Annotated in this window: 18 protein-coding genes; 1 reads left to right on the plus strand and 17 read right to left on the minus strand. The window is 33.2% G+C overall.

Going from position 1 to position 18,059, the window contains the following annotated elements; genetic code table 11:
- Nucleotides 1-17 precede the first annotated feature (17 nt).
- The 7 genes from BW939_RS07310 to amaB all read right to left on the minus strand — a co-directional run bounded on the left by BW939_RS07310 (nt 18) and on the right by amaB (nt 8,809).
- A complete protein-coding gene (locus tag BW939_RS07310; protein ID WP_076451287.1) occupies nt 18-3,164 on the minus strand; it encodes an efflux RND transporter permease subunit in 3,147 nt (1,048 codons plus the stop codon).
- Nucleotides 3,164-4,348, minus strand: a complete 1,185-nt coding sequence (locus tag BW939_RS07315) for an efflux RND transporter periplasmic adaptor subunit (RefSeq protein WP_076451289.1) — start codon at nt 4,346-4,348, stop codon at nt 3,164-3,166. The genes BW939_RS07310 and BW939_RS07315 overlap by 1 nt, the downstream gene beginning before the upstream one ends.
- Before the next feature lies 1 nt (nt 4,349).
- Nucleotides 4,350-4,814, minus strand: a complete 465-nt coding sequence (locus tag BW939_RS07320; protein ID WP_076451291.1) for a transcriptional regulator — start codon at nt 4,812-4,814, stop codon at nt 4,350-4,352.
- A gap of 114 nt (nt 4,815-4,928) precedes the next feature.
- The gene (locus BW939_RS07325; protein WP_076451293.1) at nt 4,929-5,441 is read right to left on the minus strand and encodes a GNAT family N-acetyltransferase; all 513 of its coding nucleotides are present in this window, start codon (nt 5,439-5,441) and stop codon (nt 4,929-4,931) included.
- Nucleotides 5,442-5,561: 120 nt separating this feature from the next.
- Nucleotides 5,562-5,792 (minus strand): DUF2007 domain-containing protein, encoded by a 231-nt coding sequence (locus tag BW939_RS07330; RefSeq protein ID WP_076451295.1) that lies wholly within the window; start codon nt 5,790-5,792, stop codon nt 5,562-5,564.
- A 63-nt stretch (nt 5,793-5,855) separates the two neighbouring features.
- The gene (gene lat / locus BW939_RS07335) at nt 5,856-7,181 is read right to left on the minus strand and encodes an L-lysine 6-transaminase (protein WP_076451298.1); all 1,326 of its coding nucleotides are present in this window, start codon (nt 7,179-7,181) and stop codon (nt 5,856-5,858) included.
- Between the two features lie 77 nt (nt 7,182-7,258).
- Nucleotides 7,259-8,809 carry an L-piperidine-6-carboxylate dehydrogenase gene (gene amaB / locus BW939_RS07340; RefSeq protein ID WP_076451300.1) on the minus strand — a complete coding sequence of 517 codons (1,551 nt, stop codon included), beginning with the start codon at nt 8,807-8,809 and terminating at the stop codon, nt 7,259-7,261.
- Nucleotides 8,810-8,945: 136 nt separating this feature from the next.
- On the opposite strand from amaB, the gene BW939_RS07345 reads away from it, so the two are divergent.
- On the plus strand, nt 8,946-9,143 hold the full coding sequence (locus BW939_RS07345) for a hypothetical protein (RefSeq protein ID WP_076451302.1): 198 nt from the start codon (nt 8,946-8,948) through the stop codon (nt 9,141-9,143).
- Between the two features lie 67 nt (nt 9,144-9,210).
- Here the strand turns inward: BW939_RS07345 and BW939_RS07350 are convergent, their stop codons facing one another.
- The 10 genes from BW939_RS07350 to BW939_RS07395 form a co-directional block, all read right to left on the minus strand.
- Nucleotides 9,211-9,681: a DUF3347 domain-containing protein gene (locus BW939_RS07350; protein WP_076451304.1), complete on the minus strand. Its 471-nt coding sequence runs from the start codon at nt 9,679-9,681 to the stop codon at nt 9,211-9,213.
- Nucleotides 9,682-9,688: 7 nt separating this feature from the next.
- Nucleotides 9,689-11,893: a TonB-dependent receptor plug domain-containing protein gene (locus BW939_RS07355; RefSeq protein WP_076451306.1), complete on the minus strand. Its 2,205-nt coding sequence runs from the start codon at nt 11,891-11,893 to the stop codon at nt 9,689-9,691.
- 41 nt (nt 11,894-11,934) lie between these two features.
- Complete coding sequence (locus BW939_RS07360; RefSeq protein WP_076451308.1) at nt 11,935-12,453, minus strand: hypothetical protein; 519 nt, start codon at nt 12,451-12,453, stop codon at nt 11,935-11,937.
- 64 nt (nt 12,454-12,517) lie between these two features.
- Nucleotides 12,518-13,327, minus strand: a complete 810-nt coding sequence (gene kdsA, locus BW939_RS07365) for a 3-deoxy-8-phosphooctulonate synthase (protein WP_076451310.1) — start codon at nt 13,325-13,327, stop codon at nt 12,518-12,520.
- A gap of 39 nt (nt 13,328-13,366) precedes the next feature.
- Nucleotides 13,367-13,894 (minus strand): DUF1697 domain-containing protein, encoded by a 528-nt coding sequence (locus BW939_RS07370; RefSeq protein WP_185115867.1) that lies wholly within the window; start codon nt 13,892-13,894, stop codon nt 13,367-13,369.
- A gap of 91 nt (nt 13,895-13,985) precedes the next feature.
- Nucleotides 13,986-14,885 (minus strand): hypothetical protein, encoded by a 900-nt coding sequence (locus tag BW939_RS07375; protein WP_084566617.1) that lies wholly within the window; start codon nt 14,883-14,885, stop codon nt 13,986-13,988.
- Complete coding sequence (radC, locus tag BW939_RS07380) at nt 14,882-15,559, minus strand: RadC family protein (RefSeq protein WP_076451316.1); 678 nt, start codon at nt 15,557-15,559, stop codon at nt 14,882-14,884. Before radC ends, BW939_RS07375 begins: the two co-directional genes overlap by 4 nt.
- 15 nt (nt 15,560-15,574) lie before the next feature.
- Nucleotides 15,575-16,129 (minus strand): murein L,D-transpeptidase catalytic domain-containing protein, encoded by a 555-nt coding sequence (locus BW939_RS07385; RefSeq protein ID WP_228417151.1) that lies wholly within the window; start codon nt 16,127-16,129, stop codon nt 15,575-15,577.
- 25 nt (nt 16,130-16,154) lie between these two features.
- Nucleotides 16,155-16,823 carry an ABC transporter ATP-binding protein gene (locus BW939_RS07390; RefSeq protein ID WP_076451321.1) on the minus strand — a complete coding sequence of 223 codons (669 nt, stop codon included), beginning with the start codon at nt 16,821-16,823 and terminating at the stop codon, nt 16,155-16,157.
- Between the two features lie 69 nt (nt 16,824-16,892).
- Nucleotides 16,893-18,059: a sensor histidine kinase gene (locus BW939_RS07395; protein WP_076451323.1), complete on the minus strand. Its 1,167-nt coding sequence runs from the start codon at nt 18,057-18,059 to the stop codon at nt 16,893-16,895.

The raw sequence follows: 18,059 nt of genomic DNA on the forward strand, positions 1-18,059 counted from the left end.
TAAATACTCTAAATTACTTATTCGGCTAAATTGATGTCTTTCGGTTTAATAGGTTTTATTTTCTCCTGCAAAGTCTGGAAAATCACATACAAAACAGGAATTACAAAAACACCCAATATTGTACCTATCAACAATCCAATAGAAGCTCCTGTTGCGATTGATCTGTTACCTACCGCACCAATTCCGCTTGCTAAAACCAATGGTAGAAGACCGAAGATAAAGGCTAATGATGTCATCAAAATCGGTCTTAATCTGGCTTTAGCTGCGTTGATGGCAGATTCTACAATTGTTTCACCGTGATGTCTTCTCTGAACAGCAAATTCTATAATCAGAATTGCATTTTTTGCTAATAATCCCACCAGCATGATTAATGCAATTTGAAAGTAAATGTTGTTTTCTAGACCCATTATTTTTTGTCCGAAATAAGCTCCCATTACCCCAAGAGGAAGAGAAATTACCACAACTAATGGCAAAATATAGCTTTCATACTGAGCAGAAAGGATGAAATAGACAAATACTAAACTCAAAGCAAAAATCAACAAAGTCTGAGATCCTGAACTCAATTCTTCTCTTGTAAGCCCAGTAAATTCAACGTCGTAATTCTGGTCGAGTGTTTCCTTTGCTACCGCTTGAACTGCTGTAATTGCATCACCAGAACTGAATCCTGCTTTATTTGCTCCGGTAATTTTAACTGATGTAAACAAGTTATAACGTCCTACAGATTGTGGGCCATAAGTTTTGGTTAAAGTCACAAATTGTGAAATAGGTGACATCTCTCCAGAACTTGTTTTTATATAATACTGATTAAGATTTTGAGCATTGGCTCTATCTTCCGGAAGTGCCTGAATCATTACCCTGAACTGCTTTCCGTATTTCGTGAAGTCTGCACTATAAATACCTCCAATATAGCCTTGCATAGCAGACAAAATATCATTTACAGAAACTCCTTTTTGTTTTGCCAATGGAACATTGATTTCCATTAAATACTGCGGATATTTTGTATTAAATGAAGTCTGTGCAAATTCAATTTCTGGTCTTTGCATTAAGTTTCCGATGAATTCATTAGTTTTAGCATCAAGCTGAGCAAAATCGCCTCCGGATTTATCTAAAAGAACCATCTCAAAACCTGCACTATTACCAAATCCTGGTACACTCGGAGGCTGAAAGAATACAACTTTCGCGTCCGGAACTTTTCCAGATAAGCTGAATAATCGTTTAGAAATTTCTTCAGAAGATAATCCTTCTCCGCTTCTATCGTCAAAAGGTTTCAATTTAATAAAAGCCAGGCCGTTGTTACTCCCGTTTCCGGATAATAATCCTCTACCTGTAGAAATAGTTACATTTTGAATTCCTGGGATTCTCATTGCTTCTTTTTGCAACGTTTTTAGAACAGTATAGGTTCTTTCCATTGATGCTCCTGGTGGAAGCTGAACGTCTGTAAATATAATTCCTCTATCTTCTGTAGGAACGAAACCTTTTTTCATGCTTCCGTTTGCCCAATAAATAATTCCTCCTGTTACGATTAGAATTACTAAAGTTACCCACTTGTGTTTGATTAAAAAATTAAATCCTCTTCCGTAACGATCTGTTGCAGTTTTAAAGCCTATATTAAATTTATAAAAGAATTTCTTAATGAAATTTTTATTTTTATAATCTTCGTGATGATCTTCGTGTGGTTTTAAGAATAGTGAACATAACACTGGGCTCAATGTTAATGCATTAACTGCCGAAATAATAATTGCTATAATCAAAGTAATACCAAACTGTTGATAAAACACCCCAGTAGGACCTGTAATAAAAGTTACCGGAATAAATACCGCTGCCATTACTAAAGTAATAGAGATAATTGCTCCTGTGATTTCGTCCATTGCTTCAACGGTTGCTTTTTTGGCATCAGAAATACCATTTTCCATTTTGGCATGTACTGCTTCTACTACCACAATCGCATCATCTACTACAATACCAATTGCCAGTACCAATGCGAAAAGCGTTAATAGGTTTAATGAATATCCGAATAGATTTAAGAAAAAGAAGGTTCCTACAATAGAAACCGGAACTGCAATTGCGGGGATCAATGTTGATCTAAAATCTTGTAAGAAAATATATACCACTAAAAAAACCAAAATAAATGCTTCAATCAAAGTATGAATTACCTTTTCGATAGATGCGTCCAAAAATTCATTGGTATCAAAGTTAAATGTATATTTTACGCCTTCTGGGTAAGAGCTTTCATTTTCTTTAAGTTGTTTTTTTATGTTTTCAATAATCTCCTGAGCATTTGATCCTGGCGTTTGAAAAACCCCCATACTAATAGAAGGATTATCTCCGTTTTCACCAACTCCTGAATAAGACAGGCCTCCGAGTTCTACTTTTGCAACATCTTTTAGCATTAAATTTTGCCCGTCTGGTAGAGATTTAATGATAATGTCATCATACTGCTCTTTCTCACTGAATTTTCCGACATATTTAATGATATATTCAAAAGAACTTCCACTGTTTTGTCCTAGAGAACCTGCAGCTGCTTCTCTACTTTGGTCATTGATGGCAGAGGTAACTTCAGCAGGTGTAATTCCGTAAGCTGCTAATTTTGCGGGATCTAGCCATACTCTCATCGAATAGTTTTTCCCACCAAAAACGTTGGCTTCACCTACACCATTAATTCTCTGAAGATCTGGAATAACGTTGATATTCAAAAAGTTTTGAAGATAAACATCATCAATATTTTTGTTTTCAGAATAAAAAGAAAGATACATCAATGCACTTGTCTGTTGTTTCTGAGTTACAACACCCGCTCTTGTCACTTCACTTGGAAGTAATGGGCTGGCTCTTGAAACCCTATTCTGAACGTTTACTGCAGCAATATCTGCATCAACTCCTTGTTTGAAAAACACTTGAATCTGAGCCGACCCGTCGTTTCCTGCAGTTGAAGTAATGTAATCCATCCCCTCAACCCCGTTGATTTGTTCTTCTAAAGGTACAACCACACTCTTCATTACGGTTTCAGCGTTGGCTCCTGCATAGTTTGCTCTTACACTCACCGTGGCGGGTGCAATGTCTGGATATTGAGTTACAGGAAGCACTGTAAGTCCCAAAACACCGAGGATAACAATTAAAATGGAGATTACTGTGGATAAAACCGGTCTGTTAATAAAGTTTTTTATCATTAGAATTTCGGTTTTATAGATTTCACGATTTCGTCAGTTGTTGTAGGCTGTGGTTTTACAGGAGTTCCGTTTTTCAAGGTTCCTGTTCCAGCTGCAATTACAGACTCCCCTTCTTTTACCCCTTCTTTTATAAGTGCTAAATTGTTGATTCTGTCAATAATATTCACTACAGTATTTCTGGCAGTGTCTTTGTTGACTTTGTAAACATAAACAATTCCTTGTTGTTCATAGGTAGCTCCTTCAGGAACAACCAAAACGTTATTGTAATATTTTGGAAGTCTAATTTTCCCACTGTTTCCGTTGCTCAGTAATTTTTGGGCATTGGTAAATGAAACCCTAAACTGAATTGTTCCTGTGGTGGGATCAATTTGTCCTGTAATAGCTTGAATTTTGCCTTTTTCTGGATATAAACTTCCATTGGCAAGTTCTAGCTCTACCATTGGTAAGTTTTTTATTTTTTCTGGCACTGTAGCGCCGGTAGATTTTTCGAGAAAATCGAAATATTCTTTTTCGTTCATTGAAAAGTAAGCGTAAATTTCTGACGTATCAGAAACCGTTGTTAAAGCTGTTTGATCTGAAGGACCTACTAAACTTCCTGTTCTTAAAGGTAATTTACCTACCACACCAGAAATAGGTGAACGAATAATAGAATAGTCTACGTTTGCGGCTGCACCTTTATAATTCGCCGTAGCTTGTTGTTTAGCAGCAATAGCCTGCTGAACCTGTGCGTGAGCCTGCGCAAGATTAGCCTGCGCAGTCTGAAGCTGAACAATGCTTATGATTTTTTTATCTACTAAAGGTTTCAGTTTGTTTACTTCTACCTGCGCAGCGTTTACTGCGGCTTGAGCTGCTGCAATATTAGATTGTGCTGCCCCAATACCGGCTTTTGCAGCGGCAGCTGTTTCATTCAAAGTATTGGTCTCTAAACGAAATAATGGTTGACCCTTAGTAACATATTGTCCCTCATCCACCAAAACTTGGGTGATGTAACCCTGAATTTTTGCACGAACATCATTATTCACCTTTCCTTGAATACTAGCGGGGAAAATTTGGTATCCCGTTATATTTCTGCTTTCTACTTTTACTACAGGAAATGGCTTTGCATCTTCTTGTTTAGGCACTTCTTTCTTACACGACGCCAATAAAAGCGATGCCATAGAAAGTATGATTAGTTTATTATTCATTTTACAGTTTATTAAGTGATTCTTTTATATTGTTTATATTTTTATGTAAAAGTTCTTTGTATGCAACAACTTTTTCGTCGTACTCGTCGTGGTTTATGTTTTGTTTTTTATGAAAAACATCGAAATCGTCTAAAAGTTTAAGTTCATCCTGCATCTTCTGAACTATCTTCTCAAATCTGATTCTTTTAAACTCATCATTAATGTAGAAAAACCTTTTTCTTTCATCAATTTTATTTAAATCAACTATTAATTCAGCATTTAAAAGGAGTACTAAGCTAGTAGAAACCGAACTCTTACTTGCATTGAATACATGAACAAATTCTTCAAACGTAACACCTTCTTTTTTAAAATCAAAAAGAAGATAGGCGTAAATCTTTGAAGCTAAGGGAGGTATACTAAAAACCGTACCATAAAACCGTACAGCATCCTGAAAAATTTTGTCATCTAAATAAATTTTTTTTTCCATAAAAAAATTTTTGACAAAAATATAAACTGGTTCTGAACAAAACGAACAAAAGAGATAGACTTTTTTAATCGATTGCTTAAGAAAGAATCAATGAAGTTGAATTTAACTTTTGGCCTATATTATAATCTTCTCAAAAGCTTTTCTCATTCCTCCAGCGAGCATCACTTCACCGCAATAAGAATATCCTTTAGACTCAAGTATTTTCAGCATAGCAATATTATCATAGTTGGTATCAACTTTTATACTTTGTATACCTTGTTTCTTGGTAAATTCTTCAATTTTATCAAATAAAATTTTAACGAGTCCTTTGCCGAAAAACTTTTCATCTACAGCTACTCTATGGATTACCACAAATTCACCAGTGCTGAGCCAAGCCCCTTCAATAGAAGAATATGCTGGCTCATTATTTAAAATTAAAGCTGTGTATACTGCAATATCACCATCAACGGTTAATACATATCCGAAATTTTTACTGATATCAGATTCTATGGTGTCTTGGTTTGGGTAGCCATTCTGCCATTGGGTGCTTCCTTCGTTTTTTCTGCGTTCTATTGCTTGCTGAATGATTTTCCAGATTTGCCCGACTTCAGAAATATGGGCTTCTCTCATTTCAATTTTATTTTCCATTTTTAATGATTTGGTTATAAAAAAATAAACTCTGTGGTTATATACCATAAAAAACCGAAAATTAATATGAATTAATTTTCGGTTTCGAAGTAGTAAAATTTAAAATTATGAAATTATTTTTTATTGATTTTTACTCTGTTGCAAATAAGCATCAATTACTTCAAATGCTTTCTTCTCATCTTGTAAATCTACCATTACCTTCAGAGATGTAGCTGTAGGTGTTGTGGTAAAAGTTAGATAATTATTTTCTGTATCGTTGGTAATCTCGGCTTCATCAAGCTTAGATTTTATCAATTGAATTTCTGCTGGTTTATCACTTTCAAAAACTGATACTCTTGTACTTCTTTCCATATAATATACATTTTGAGTATCTAAATTTATGGTGTTTTTTTTTAAATTCCAAATTTTGGAGTTTTAAATTTTATTAATATTATTTTCAATTTTATCTAAAGCAATTTGAATTTCTTCTTTTGTAACGTTCAAATGCGGTCTGAATCTTATAGACTGATCGCCACAAGAAAGGATAATTAATCCGTCGTTGTACAAAATATTTCTGATTTGGTCTCTATGTTCACCAGATGGCAAATCTATAGCACACATCAAGCCTTTTCCTCTTGCATTAGAGAGTTTTTCTGGATATTTATGAGCTAAATTCTGCAATCCTTCCAAAAGATATTCGCCAACAATATTGGCATTTTCCAAAAGATTTTCTTTTTCTATAACCTCCATTACCAATTGGAAACGAAGCATGTCTATTAAATTTCCACCAAAAGTAGAATTAATTCTTGAGCTTTCTCTGAAAACATTATTCGGTATTTCATCAAATTTTTCTTTATTCGCTAAAATGCCACAAACCTGAGTTTTTTTACCAAAAGATATAATATCTGGTCTTACGCTAAGGTGTTCGAAAGCCCACATTTTTCCTGTAATCCCTATACCCGATTGTACTTCATCAAAAATTAAAAGAACTTCGTGCTCATCACAAATTTTTCTTAGTCCTACAAAAAATTCATCTCTGAAATGATTATCCCCTCCTTCAGCTTGAATTGGTTCAATGATAATACAAGCTACTTTATCAGGATTAGAAAGAATAGATTCTGTAATTTGAAGTAATGCTAAATTTTCGTTCTTAATAGTTTCCTCTAAATTTTGCTCTGTTATTGGAAAATTTAATTTAGGATTCAAAATTCTTGGCCATTCAAACATTGGAAAATATTGATATTTTCTTGGGTCTGAGGTGTTGGTTAAACTCAAAGTATAACCACTTCTTCCGTGAAAAGCCTGTCTGAAATGAATACAAATACCCGCTTCAAGATCAAGACCTTTTTCGAAATTTTTTCTTGTTTTCCAATCGAAACATGCTTTCATCGCATTTTCTACGGCCAGAGCTCCACCTTCTATAAAGAATGCATACTGTAATTCTTCAGGAAGAACTACTCTCTCGAAAACTTCAAGAAAGTGTGCATATTCCTTAGAATAAACATCTGCCAAAGTTGGTTTATTAACCGCCATTTTCCCAAGCCATTGAGATTTTTCAACAAGATATGGATGATTGTAGCCAATTGATGCTGAACCAAACATTGAAAACATATCCAGAAAATTTCTCCCAGAAACTGAATCATGAATCCATGATCCATGAGAGTTTTCGATATCCATTACAAAATCAAAACCGTCTGCCAAAACGTGTTTTCCTACTGTTTCTTTTACTTTATTTGACTGAATTTCTAATATATTGTCCATATTAATTTTAAAATTTTAGTTGAAATGAATCAGCAGATTTAAAAATAAAAACATGTAATCTCCTGATTCTAATTATTTTAAAGATCAAATTTAATTCCCTGAGCTAAAGGAAGACTTGCAGTATAATTAATCGTGTTAGTTTGTCTTCTCATGTAGTATTTCCAAACATCAGAACCAGATTCTCTTCCTCCTCCAGTTTCTTTTTCACCACCAAATGCACCACCGATTTCCGCACCTGAAGTACCTATGTTGACATTGGCAATTCCGCAATCTGAACCAGCGTGGGAAAGAAACAATTCTGCCTCTCTCAAATTCTGAGTCATAATCGCAGAAGATAAACCTTGAGGAACATCATTTTGAATTGCAATTGCTTCTTCTAAAGTTGAGTATTTAATTAAATATAAAATTGGCGCAAAAGTTTCGTGCTGAACGATTTCATAAGAATTTTCAACTTCCGCAATACACGGTTTTACATAACAACCAGATTCATATTCTTTTCCTTCTAAAACCTCGCCTTCAACCACGAATTTCCCTCCTTCTGCTTTGCATTTTTCTATAGCAAGTTCGTATTGATTCACGGCTTCCACATCGATTAGTGGCCCAACGTGCATGTTTTCGTCTAATGGATTTCCGATTTTTAACTGACCATACGCTTTTGCCAAACGATTTTTCACTTCATCGTAAACACTTTCGTGAATAATTAATCGTCTTGTAGATGTACATCTTTGCCCAGCAGTTCCCACAGCGCCGAAAACAGCTCCTATGATAGACATATCTAAATCGGCATCTTTAGAAATAATAATTGCATTATTTCCTCCTAATTCAAGGATTGATTTGCCAAATCTTTCAGCCACTTTAGAAGAAACCATTCTTCCCACTCTTGTAGAACCTGTAAATGAAACCAAAGCCACACGTTTGTCATCTACTAATTTTTGCCCAATCTCATGGTCCGCCACCATTACACTTGAAATTCCTTCTGAAAGATTATTTTCTTTCAAAACTTCATTCATAATATTCTGGCAAGCAATAGCACAAAGCGGTGTTTTTTCTGACGGTTTCCAAATAGTAACATTACCGCATATCCATGCTAAAGCTGTATTCCAAGCCCAAACGGCTACTGGAAAGTTGAAAGCTGTAATGATGCTTACGATACCAAGCGGGTGATATTGTTCGTACATTCTATGGCCAGGTCTTTCAGAATGCATTGTATAACCGTGAAGCTGTCTTGATAGGCCAACCGCAAAATCGCAGATATCTATCATTTCCTGCACTTCACCAAGTCCTTCCTGCAAAGATTTTCCCATTTCATAAGAAACCAATTTCCCAAGATCGTCTTTATATTCTCTTAATTTTTGTCCTAATTGACGTACGATTTCGCCTCTTTTCGGCGCAGGTACAGTTCTGAATTCTAAAAATGCTTTTTGAGCAGATTCAATTACTTTATCGTAATCTTGTTCGCCCGATAATTTTACTTTTCCTATTAATCTTCCGTCTGCGGGAGAGTAACTTTCAATTGTTTTTCCTGATGCAAAAAATTTACCTCCTATGGAAGTACCTTTGTTTTCATCTTTGATTCCCAAATTTTTTAATGATTTTTCAATTCCGAAATCTTTGACTTTTTTTGACATAAAAATTTTACTTTTCGTTTTTCTAAAGATAAAAAAATATCCGTTACCGAGAAATTTTAAAAAATTTAAAATGAAAATTATTTGTAATGATTACGAACATGTGTATATTTGTAGGGTAATCATTTGAAATTCAGAGATGGAAAATCAAGAGACTCTTAATGAAATAACGGAAGAAAAGAAAAATTCTAAATGGAAGCAGATGGTGAAAAAATTTGGAGTTTGGGGTATTGTTTTCTTTACCATAAAAGGGATTATTACAACAACTTTAGGTTTATATTTAGGAAATAACTTGTGGTCTGTTATCAAAACATATTTTACAACTGTATTTGATTAATTATTGATAAATTCTCTACACATTGAAACAGCCCCGAAATTCGAGGCTGTTTTTATTTTATATGTATTTATTTTATCTCTTGCTGTACCTTTCCGCAACTTAGCATTGAGCTTCCGTAGTAGGGATTGATTATTTTACTTTCGTTACTGAGCCACCCGGCATCCGCCATTGGGCAATATTGAATATAAACTGAATTATCTGTCAACTTAAATAGTTTTGCTAATGCTATCATTTGGTTTGATATATTTTCAAAATTTTTGCGTTGAACTTTTATATTATCTGAGTTAGCAATTACTTTCGCACTGTTTTTCATAATAGCTAGATTTCCTTCTGCAATTATTTTAGAATTAATTACAGAAACCGTTTTTACAAAATCTGTCGCTGAAATAGATGCTTTTGCAGAACTATCTGTCGCCAAAGCATTTTTTAATGAAATATAATTTTTATAAAGATTTGTAACTTGAGCATTTTTCTTAGACTGAGCAAAAAACATAGCCGAACAAAATGCGAAAACCAAAATGATGAACTTTTTTTTCATTTGTAAATTATTTAATTTTAAATTCTAGTTTTACATTAAAAAATCGTCCAGTAAGCCTTACCGGAACAGGATACATTAAACTGGTATTAGAATCTGTTATCCATTGATTTGAGACAGTATTGTTGATATTAAATGCATTGAAAACTTGTACACCCAAAATAAGTTCTTCAAAATTACCCCAAAATCCATAGGTTTTCTTTTTGTCTTTTCTATCAATAAAAACTTTTGAAAGTCCCAAATCTACACGTTTGTATGAAGGTAAAGTTTTCTGGTATTGGTATGGATCTGTAAAAACAGGAGCCCCATTTGGAAGTCCCATCGCATACGTTAAAGTCAAATTCACTCTCATCGATGGAAATTTCGGCATATAATCCTGATAAAACATGGCAAATCTAAATCGCTGATCGGTTGGTCTGGGAATATCACCTCTTCCGTATATATTTTCATAAACTCGGGCATAGCTTGCAGACAACCAAGAATCAATCCCCGGAACAAATTCCCCGAAAAGACGGGTGTCTACACCGTAAGCATACCCCGTAGCATTATTTTTGCCTGAATACCTGATTCTTACATTATCCATATAATAAGGAATCAGATCATTCATTTTTTTGTAGTAAAGTTCTGTAGTAAGCTTAAAAGGTCTGTCTTCAAATGTAAATTCGTAATCGTTTTTTAAAATTGCCTGAATTGAACGTTGAGATTTAATATCTGAATTAAAATTGCCATTCAAGTCTTTAATTTCTTTATAAAAAGGAGACTGATAATAAACTCCACCAGATAATGTGAAAAGCATATCTGCATTCCATTCGGGTTTTATTGCAAGCTGAATTCTTGGTGAAAAAATGGTTTCTTTATTGAAACTCCAATGCGCTACTCTTGCACCTGCGTTAATGAAAACTTTGCTCGCTCCCCAAAAAAACTTTTGAGAGTATTGAGCATAAGCAGACATCCTTGTTGGCTGAATGTGATTTTTACCAGAAATGCTATAAAACAAATCTAAATCTGAAGCATCTGGAAACCTAGGATCAAAAGGCAAAGTAGGAATACTATATCCCGAAGAATCTACCAATTTATATTCGTTGGTAAGATCCTGAAGATTTTCTTTTTCAAATTTAAAACCAAATTCGAGATTTGTGTTTACATTAGGAGAAAAACGCGTTCTAAGCTGAGTACCGTAAGTTCTTACAAATAAATCATTTCTTGCATGCTCTATCTGCCCACCAACATCATACGAAGTAACTGGTGCTCCCGTTATAGGATCAAAAGTTTGTAAAATATAGCTAGATGCAATCGTGTAATATTCTTTTTCACGGTTTTGGTATGCAAAATTATCAAGAGTAAATTTCCATTTTTCAGAAGGTTTATAATTCACAGAAACTGTTCCCATCATGTTTTTATAAGCATCCGTTTCTCTACCGTTGTAAAATACATTTAGGTTGATAGGTTGGCTTACAGTTCCAAAATTCACTTCTCTTTCTTTAGGAATCATCTCATAATCGTTTTTAGAATAAAAACCTATGAAAGAAACAGAAAGTTTATCGTTAAAATGATAATTTATATAAGATTGAAAATCATAATATTTAGGATTGAAATCTGTGTCTTCATTTAAAGTATTTAGAACCAAATTGGTGTTTCGGTATCTTCCTGAAAATAAAGCAGTCAATTTTTTATTTTTTGATGCTAAACCGGTTGTTAATCTTCCTCCTATTAAACTGGCTTCTCCAGAAACTTCAGATTTTTCTGGCTCTCGATAATAAATATTTAAAGCTGATGACATTTTATCACCATATCTTGGCTCGAAACCACCTGCGGAAAAATTGACCGTAGAAACCATATCCGGATTGATGATACTTAAACCTTCTTGCTGAGAATTTCTAATTAAAAAGGGTCTGTAAATCTCGATATCATTAATGTAAATGAGATTTTCGTCGTAGTTTCCACCGCGTACCATGTATTGTGAAGAAAGTTCGGTATTGGAGTTGACGGAAGGCAAAGTTTTAATTAAACCTTCAATACCACCTGAAATACTCGCTACATTTTGTGCATCTCTTGCCGAAATTCTAACGGAAGTAAGATCGTTTGTTTTACCTTTATCTTTTCTTTGGAAAACCACTTCCTCAATATTGGTAATTTTTGTAGTATCTTTCTTTTTAACCTGCGAAAACGCAAGTATTGGAAGTATAAGACCGAGAGGTAAAACTAATTTTTTCAATAGAAATGCTTTAAGATTTCGGGAAGTTAATTTATTAATTTTTATTTGATAATCCTGCTTTTAAGAAAAATATTTGACCATTCTTCTATAAACTCTGCAGGGAGTTTTTTTTGTTTTATTGCAGCAATGCACAAAATAATATCTTGATTGCCTTTTATAAAATAGTAAACCTGAGATTCTGTACCAGCTGCATCTTTGTAAGCATCGGCTTCCATGGTAAAGAGTTTGTATTCTTTTTCGCCCTCTTTATTTCTTGAAATCTCTGTAACTTTTAAGTTTACCACTTTTTCTTCAGCCATCTTCTTATGATAGTCAAAAAGGGTTTGCATGGGAAGTGATGCCGTGTTTTTCATCGTCAATTTGGTAATAATGATGCTGTAATTTTCCCAATTTTCGTTTTCAGGAATATACTCCAGTACCTTCATTTGCATATTTTCTTTGGAATTTGCCAATTTCAGTTTATACTTATCAGGAAAATCAATTTGCAATGAATCTGCCTTTTGAGCCGAAGACCAAAAAAAAATTGAAAAGAAAAAAAGTAAAGAAAGTTTCTTTATCATAAAATTTATATCATATTGGCGATTGAGTTTTGAATTAAATCAATGATTGAACCTCAATAATTAATTATAATATTGCTTCTCTCACCCTCGTCAGCTTTTGAAGTAAATCTTCCAAAAGATCAAGTTTCAGCATATTGGCACCATCAGATAAAGCTGTTTCTGGGGTTGGATGGGTTTCTATGAAAATTCCGTCTGCACCTACTGCAATCCCTGCTTTGGCAATGGTTTCTATTAAGTCTGGTCTTCCACCTGTAATACCAGAACTTTGATTGGGCTGCTGAAGAGAATGTGTAACATCTAAAATTACCGGCGCGTAATTTCTCATGGTAGGAATGCCTCTGTAATCAACGATTAAATCTGTATATCCAAAAGAATTTCCTCTCTCGATAATAGCTACTTTTTGGTTATTAGAATCGGTAATTTTTTCCACAGCAAACTTCATTGATTCTGGAGAAAGAAATTGTCCTTTTTTAAGAGAAACACATTTTCCTGTTTCAGCTGCTGCTACCAAAAGATCAGTTTGACGAACCAAAAAAGCTGGAATTTGTAAAACATCTACATATTGTGCGGCCAGAGCTGCATGCTGGTTTTCGTGTATATCCGTTGTGGTTGGAATATTGAAAGTTTGGCCTACTTTTTTAAGAATTTCAAGAGATTTTTCTTCACCTATTGTTGTAAAAGAGTCTACTCTGCTTCTGTTGGCTTTTTTGAAGCTTCCTTTGAAAATATAAGGAATTTTGTATTTATTGGTTAATTCCAAAACTTTTTCAGCAATCCTGAGTGCCATGTCTTCGCCTTCAATAATGCAAGGACCTGCGATTAGAAAAAAGTTTTTTGAATCCTTGTGATGGATGTTATCTAGATACTGAATCATTTTATTAAATTAAAAAAGTTCAGTAAAAATACATAAAATTTAAGTCATTTTTTGGATGATTTTTTCAAAAGTATTAATATTTCTGCTGGTAAACTGATCTTTCATGTTTTTTTTGCCTAAAATTTTGCTAAAGGTGGAATCTAGAGTATTTCCCTTCGGAATTTGCCAATAAAAAAAACCGTTTACAATTTTTGCATCTTCATTATCTGTTGTTTCAGAATTTTGAAACTCTTGCATCAGTATTTCTTCAAAATTTTCTTTGCCAACAAAACCATAAACATGCAAATCATTATTTTTTGTGAACGGATTGTTTTTCAAAAAAAAATCTATTTCTTGCTGGTTTTTCACAAAGAGAAATGCTTCATAATTAAAGTTTTCAGACATTGCCTCTTGAAGAATAATTTTAAGTTGATTTTCTTTTTTATCTGATGAAAATATAATATTCCCAGATGCTAAAACAGAAGTTACATCTTGCATTCCTGCATCTATAAACACTTTACAGACATCCGCCATTTTCATAGTAGTCCCTTTTACGTTAACGCCACGTAGAAATGCGCAGTATTTCATAATATTAAAATTTAAAAAAGGATTTTGATTTTATTTTTGTAAAATTTTATAATTAAATAAAAAAAATAATGAGAACGGCTTAACTCAACTTTTAAAATATTTTAAAACGCACAATTTTTTTTAGAATATCTACTTTAGAATATTCAATTAACTGGTAGGGTCGAAGTTCGGGTCTGAAACCACGGAAAAACTCTTCAACATTAGGTAATTGGCTTCCTTCAAAATCAAAAACTTTGTACTGGATGTTTTCTTTTATGCAATGATCTATCAACATTGAAGCACCAGAAAATTTGACTGCGTTTTTATCATTAAACGTTCCTAAAAGCGCAGTAGTAATATCATCAAAATAAATTGCAATAATATTTATAATTTTGTTATGAAGATAAAAAGCCGAAAAACTGAGACAACCTTCTTCAAACATTTTCTTAAAAATAGAAATGAATAAATCAATATCTTTTTCTTTACTAGCCCCCAAAAAATTATCTTTTATAAAAGCTTCAGCTTGAATAAAACTAATTTTTTTAATTTCACAATGATTTGCAATCTCTTTTTCTAATCTCAGTTTTCTTTTTCTTTTCGGCGAATATTTAGAATAAACATCTTCATAATTATTAACAGGAATAAGAAAGTTTTTTTTACACTTTAAAGAACTACTAAAATGATTGAATTCATTGAATGTATAAAACTTGATGAGATATTTTTTTTCTAAAAATTTTAAAAAATGATTATTGATTTCAACATTATCTTCTTTAGAAAAAATTCCTAATTGCTGACAAAGCATGGGGTTTAAAACTATCTTTATGCCAGCTTTGAAAACATAAGGAACAGGCATTACAGCTTCGTAATCTTTGTAAACAAGCAATTCCCATTTTTTATTTGTTGTAATGTCTAAAAATATTTTTGTTGCAGAATATTTTCTCTGTGCCGAGTTTTCTAGGCATTGAGAATACTTTTCGAAATCAATTTCATTATATTTTAATTTTCTGATCATAATAATCCTTCGTCTGCAAAGCTCAAATATGAATTTTGAGTAATAATGAGATGGTCTAAAAGCTGTATGCTTAAAAGAGTTCCAGCATCTTTTATTTTTTTTGTTATATTAATGTCTTCTTGGCTAGGCTTAAGATTTCCTGAAGGATGATTGTGAGAAACAATAATTCCGGTGGCGAAATGATCCATAGCAATTTTAAATAATATTCTAAGATCAACCAAAGATTGGCTTATTCCACCTTGAGTGAGCTGAGAAATATGCACAACTTTATTATTTTGATTTAAAAATAAAGCCCAAAATTCTTCTGTTCTCAAATCTGATAAATGAATTTTCAAAACATCGTAGGCTGTTTTACTGCTGTTAATTTGTGGTTTGTCTGGAATTTCTTGTGCTGATCTTCTTCTTCCGATTTCTAAAGCTGTCGCTATAGAAATGGCTTTTACTTCACCTACTCCTTTAAATTTTGTTAAATCCTTAATAGTAAGTAAACTCAATTGATGCCAACTGTTGCCAACTGAGGCTAAAATTTTTCTTGCCAACTCCACAGCAGTTTCATCACGACTTCCGCTACCCATAATGATGGCTAAAAGTTCAGAATCAGAAAGTGAATTTTTCCCTTTCAGTAAAAATTTTTCTCTTGGTCTGTCGTCTTCTGCTAAAAATTTAATGGACATTTTTCTGAATTTAATTTAATAAAAAGCATATAAAATCATCGTTTTATCAGAAATATCAATATATTTTGCCGTTTCTTTAAATGATTTTGGCGAAAGCATGGGGCAACCCAAACTTAAACAAGCCGGCTGATTTGATTCTAAATCTGAAACACATCCTAAAGAATGTAAAACAATGGCACGGCTTCTTGCATTACTGTTGGTTTTGTCTAAACCATCCAGACGATAGGATTTGCCAAACTTACCAGAATAAGATTCTTTAATTTCGAATTTGCCCAAAGACGACTGATATGAATTTTCAGTATTGCTGAATTTTAAATTACCATAAATATCAGTATCTGATCCGGAGCCATGTGAAACGATTGCGGATTGTAGAATTTTATCGTTTTTAAAATCGTAAACAAAATATCTGTATTTTCCTGATTTAATTTTATAATTAATAAAAACCGCAATATCTTGATTATAATTTTTGCCTTTTATAAAAGTTTTCAATTCAGTTATTTTCTCTTTAGGAATCTGCATTGTAAAAGTCTGAGATGTTCCTTCGCAACTCACAAAAACTAGAATCAGCAAAAAAAGAAAATTTTTAAACATATTTTTACTCTACAATTAAACCGTCTACCATGACCAATTTTCTGTCTGTAATCTCAGCAAGATTTGGATTATGCGTTACAATCACAAAAGTTTGGTTGTACTTGTCTCTTAAATCAAAAAAAAGACGGTGAAGATCATCTGCATTTTTAGAATCCAGATTTCCTGTAGGCTCGTCGGCAAAAATTATTTTTGGTGAATTGATTAATGCTCTGGCCACCGCTACACGCTGTGCTTCACCACCAGAAAGCTGAGTTGGTTTATGATCTAAACGATGCTGAATTTTTAAATCTTCAAAAATAGATTCTGCTCTTTCTATAGCTTCTCTTTCGTTGGCGCCTGCAATTTTAGTAGGAATTAAAACATTTTCCAAAGCTGTAAACTCTGGTAAAAGCTGATGAAACTGAAAAACAAAACCAATATTCTGATTTCTGAATTTAGAAATTTGTTTATCGGTCATATTAATGAAAGATTCTCCCGCAATTGTGATTTCTGTATTGTTTTCTTTAGGAGAAGAAGGGCTATCTAAGGTACCCAGAATCTGCAAAAGTGTAGACTTACCTGCACCGGATTCTCCCACAATAGAGACTACTTCACCTGTTTTGATGTGAAGATCTACTCCTTTTAGTACTTCTAAAGCTCCGTATGATTTACGAATATTTTTTGCTGTAATCATGCCTCAAAAATAGTGATTTTTTTTGCTTTTATCGTTTTGCTTTCAGTAATAAACTAATCATTAATTCTATTACTTTCTAATTGAAATTCTGAAAGTTGTTCCTTTTCCCAATTCTGTTTGAGAAATTTTTATATCCCCATTATGATATTCTTGCACTACTCTTTTTGCTAAACTAAGCCCCAAACCCCAACCTCTTTTTTTTGTAGAATAACCTGGTTTGAAAGCATTTAAAGCTTGATTATGTGTCATTCCGCTTCCATTGTCTTTCACTTCAATTAGTATATTTTTATTTTTACCCATCATCCAAATTTGAAGTTTTCCCTCTCCTTTCATTGCATCAACAGCATTTTTTACAAGATTTTCTATAACCCAGCTGATCAAAATTTTATTATGCGGTACCAAAACTGGATAGGTTGGAAGATGAATCGTAAAATCAACTTTTCGTGAAATTCTTGTTTTTAAATAATCGTAATTTTCTTTAATTGTAGCATTAAGATTCATGTCATTAAGCTCAGGGACAGATCCTATTTTAGAAAATCTTTCGGAAATTGTTCTTAATCTTTCGATGTCTTTTTCTATCTCATGAACACCTTCAGAATCGGGGGTTTCTAGTTTCATGATTTCCATCCATCCAATCATTGAAGATAATGGAGTTCCAATTTGATGTGCTGTTTCTTTTGCCAAGCCTGCCCAGAGATAGCCTTCATCGGTTTTTTTAATGGTTCTCAGAAACCAGAAAATGAAAGCGAGATAAGAGATAATGAATAGTCCTAAAAAGTATGGATAATATCTTAAATCACTGAGCAACTTTGAGTTATCGTAAAAAAGCAATTGCTTATCACCTTTGGTAATTTCTATTTCAATGGGTGCGTAATTGCTTTCCATTTTTACGATGAGTTTTTTCAACTCTTTAGGATTGTCTAAAATTTCCTGCGGAATATTTCTCGAACTTCCCTCATAAATAAGCGGATTTTTATTTTCGTCAGCCAAGATCGTTGGAATTTGATCATTTTCGTTCAAAATTGCGAAAATAAGATCCATCGTTTCTGAACTTGTCTGTTCTGTTCCCTGCATAATTTTAATAGCCGTTGCAAAGACTTTGATGCGTTCAGCTTCTTTATTTCTCAAATTATTAATGAGAATATTGGATGAAACAATGAGCGCCACAACAATTACAGTCAGTATTGTAAAAACAAACCAATTGCTGAGTCGTGCTAAAAAAGGACGGTTTTTCAT

The sequence above is a fragment of the Chryseobacterium piscicola genome (assembly GCF_900156685.1).
GTDB classification, from domain to species: domain Bacteria; phylum Bacteroidota; class Bacteroidia; order Flavobacteriales; family Weeksellaceae; genus Chryseobacterium; species Chryseobacterium piscicola.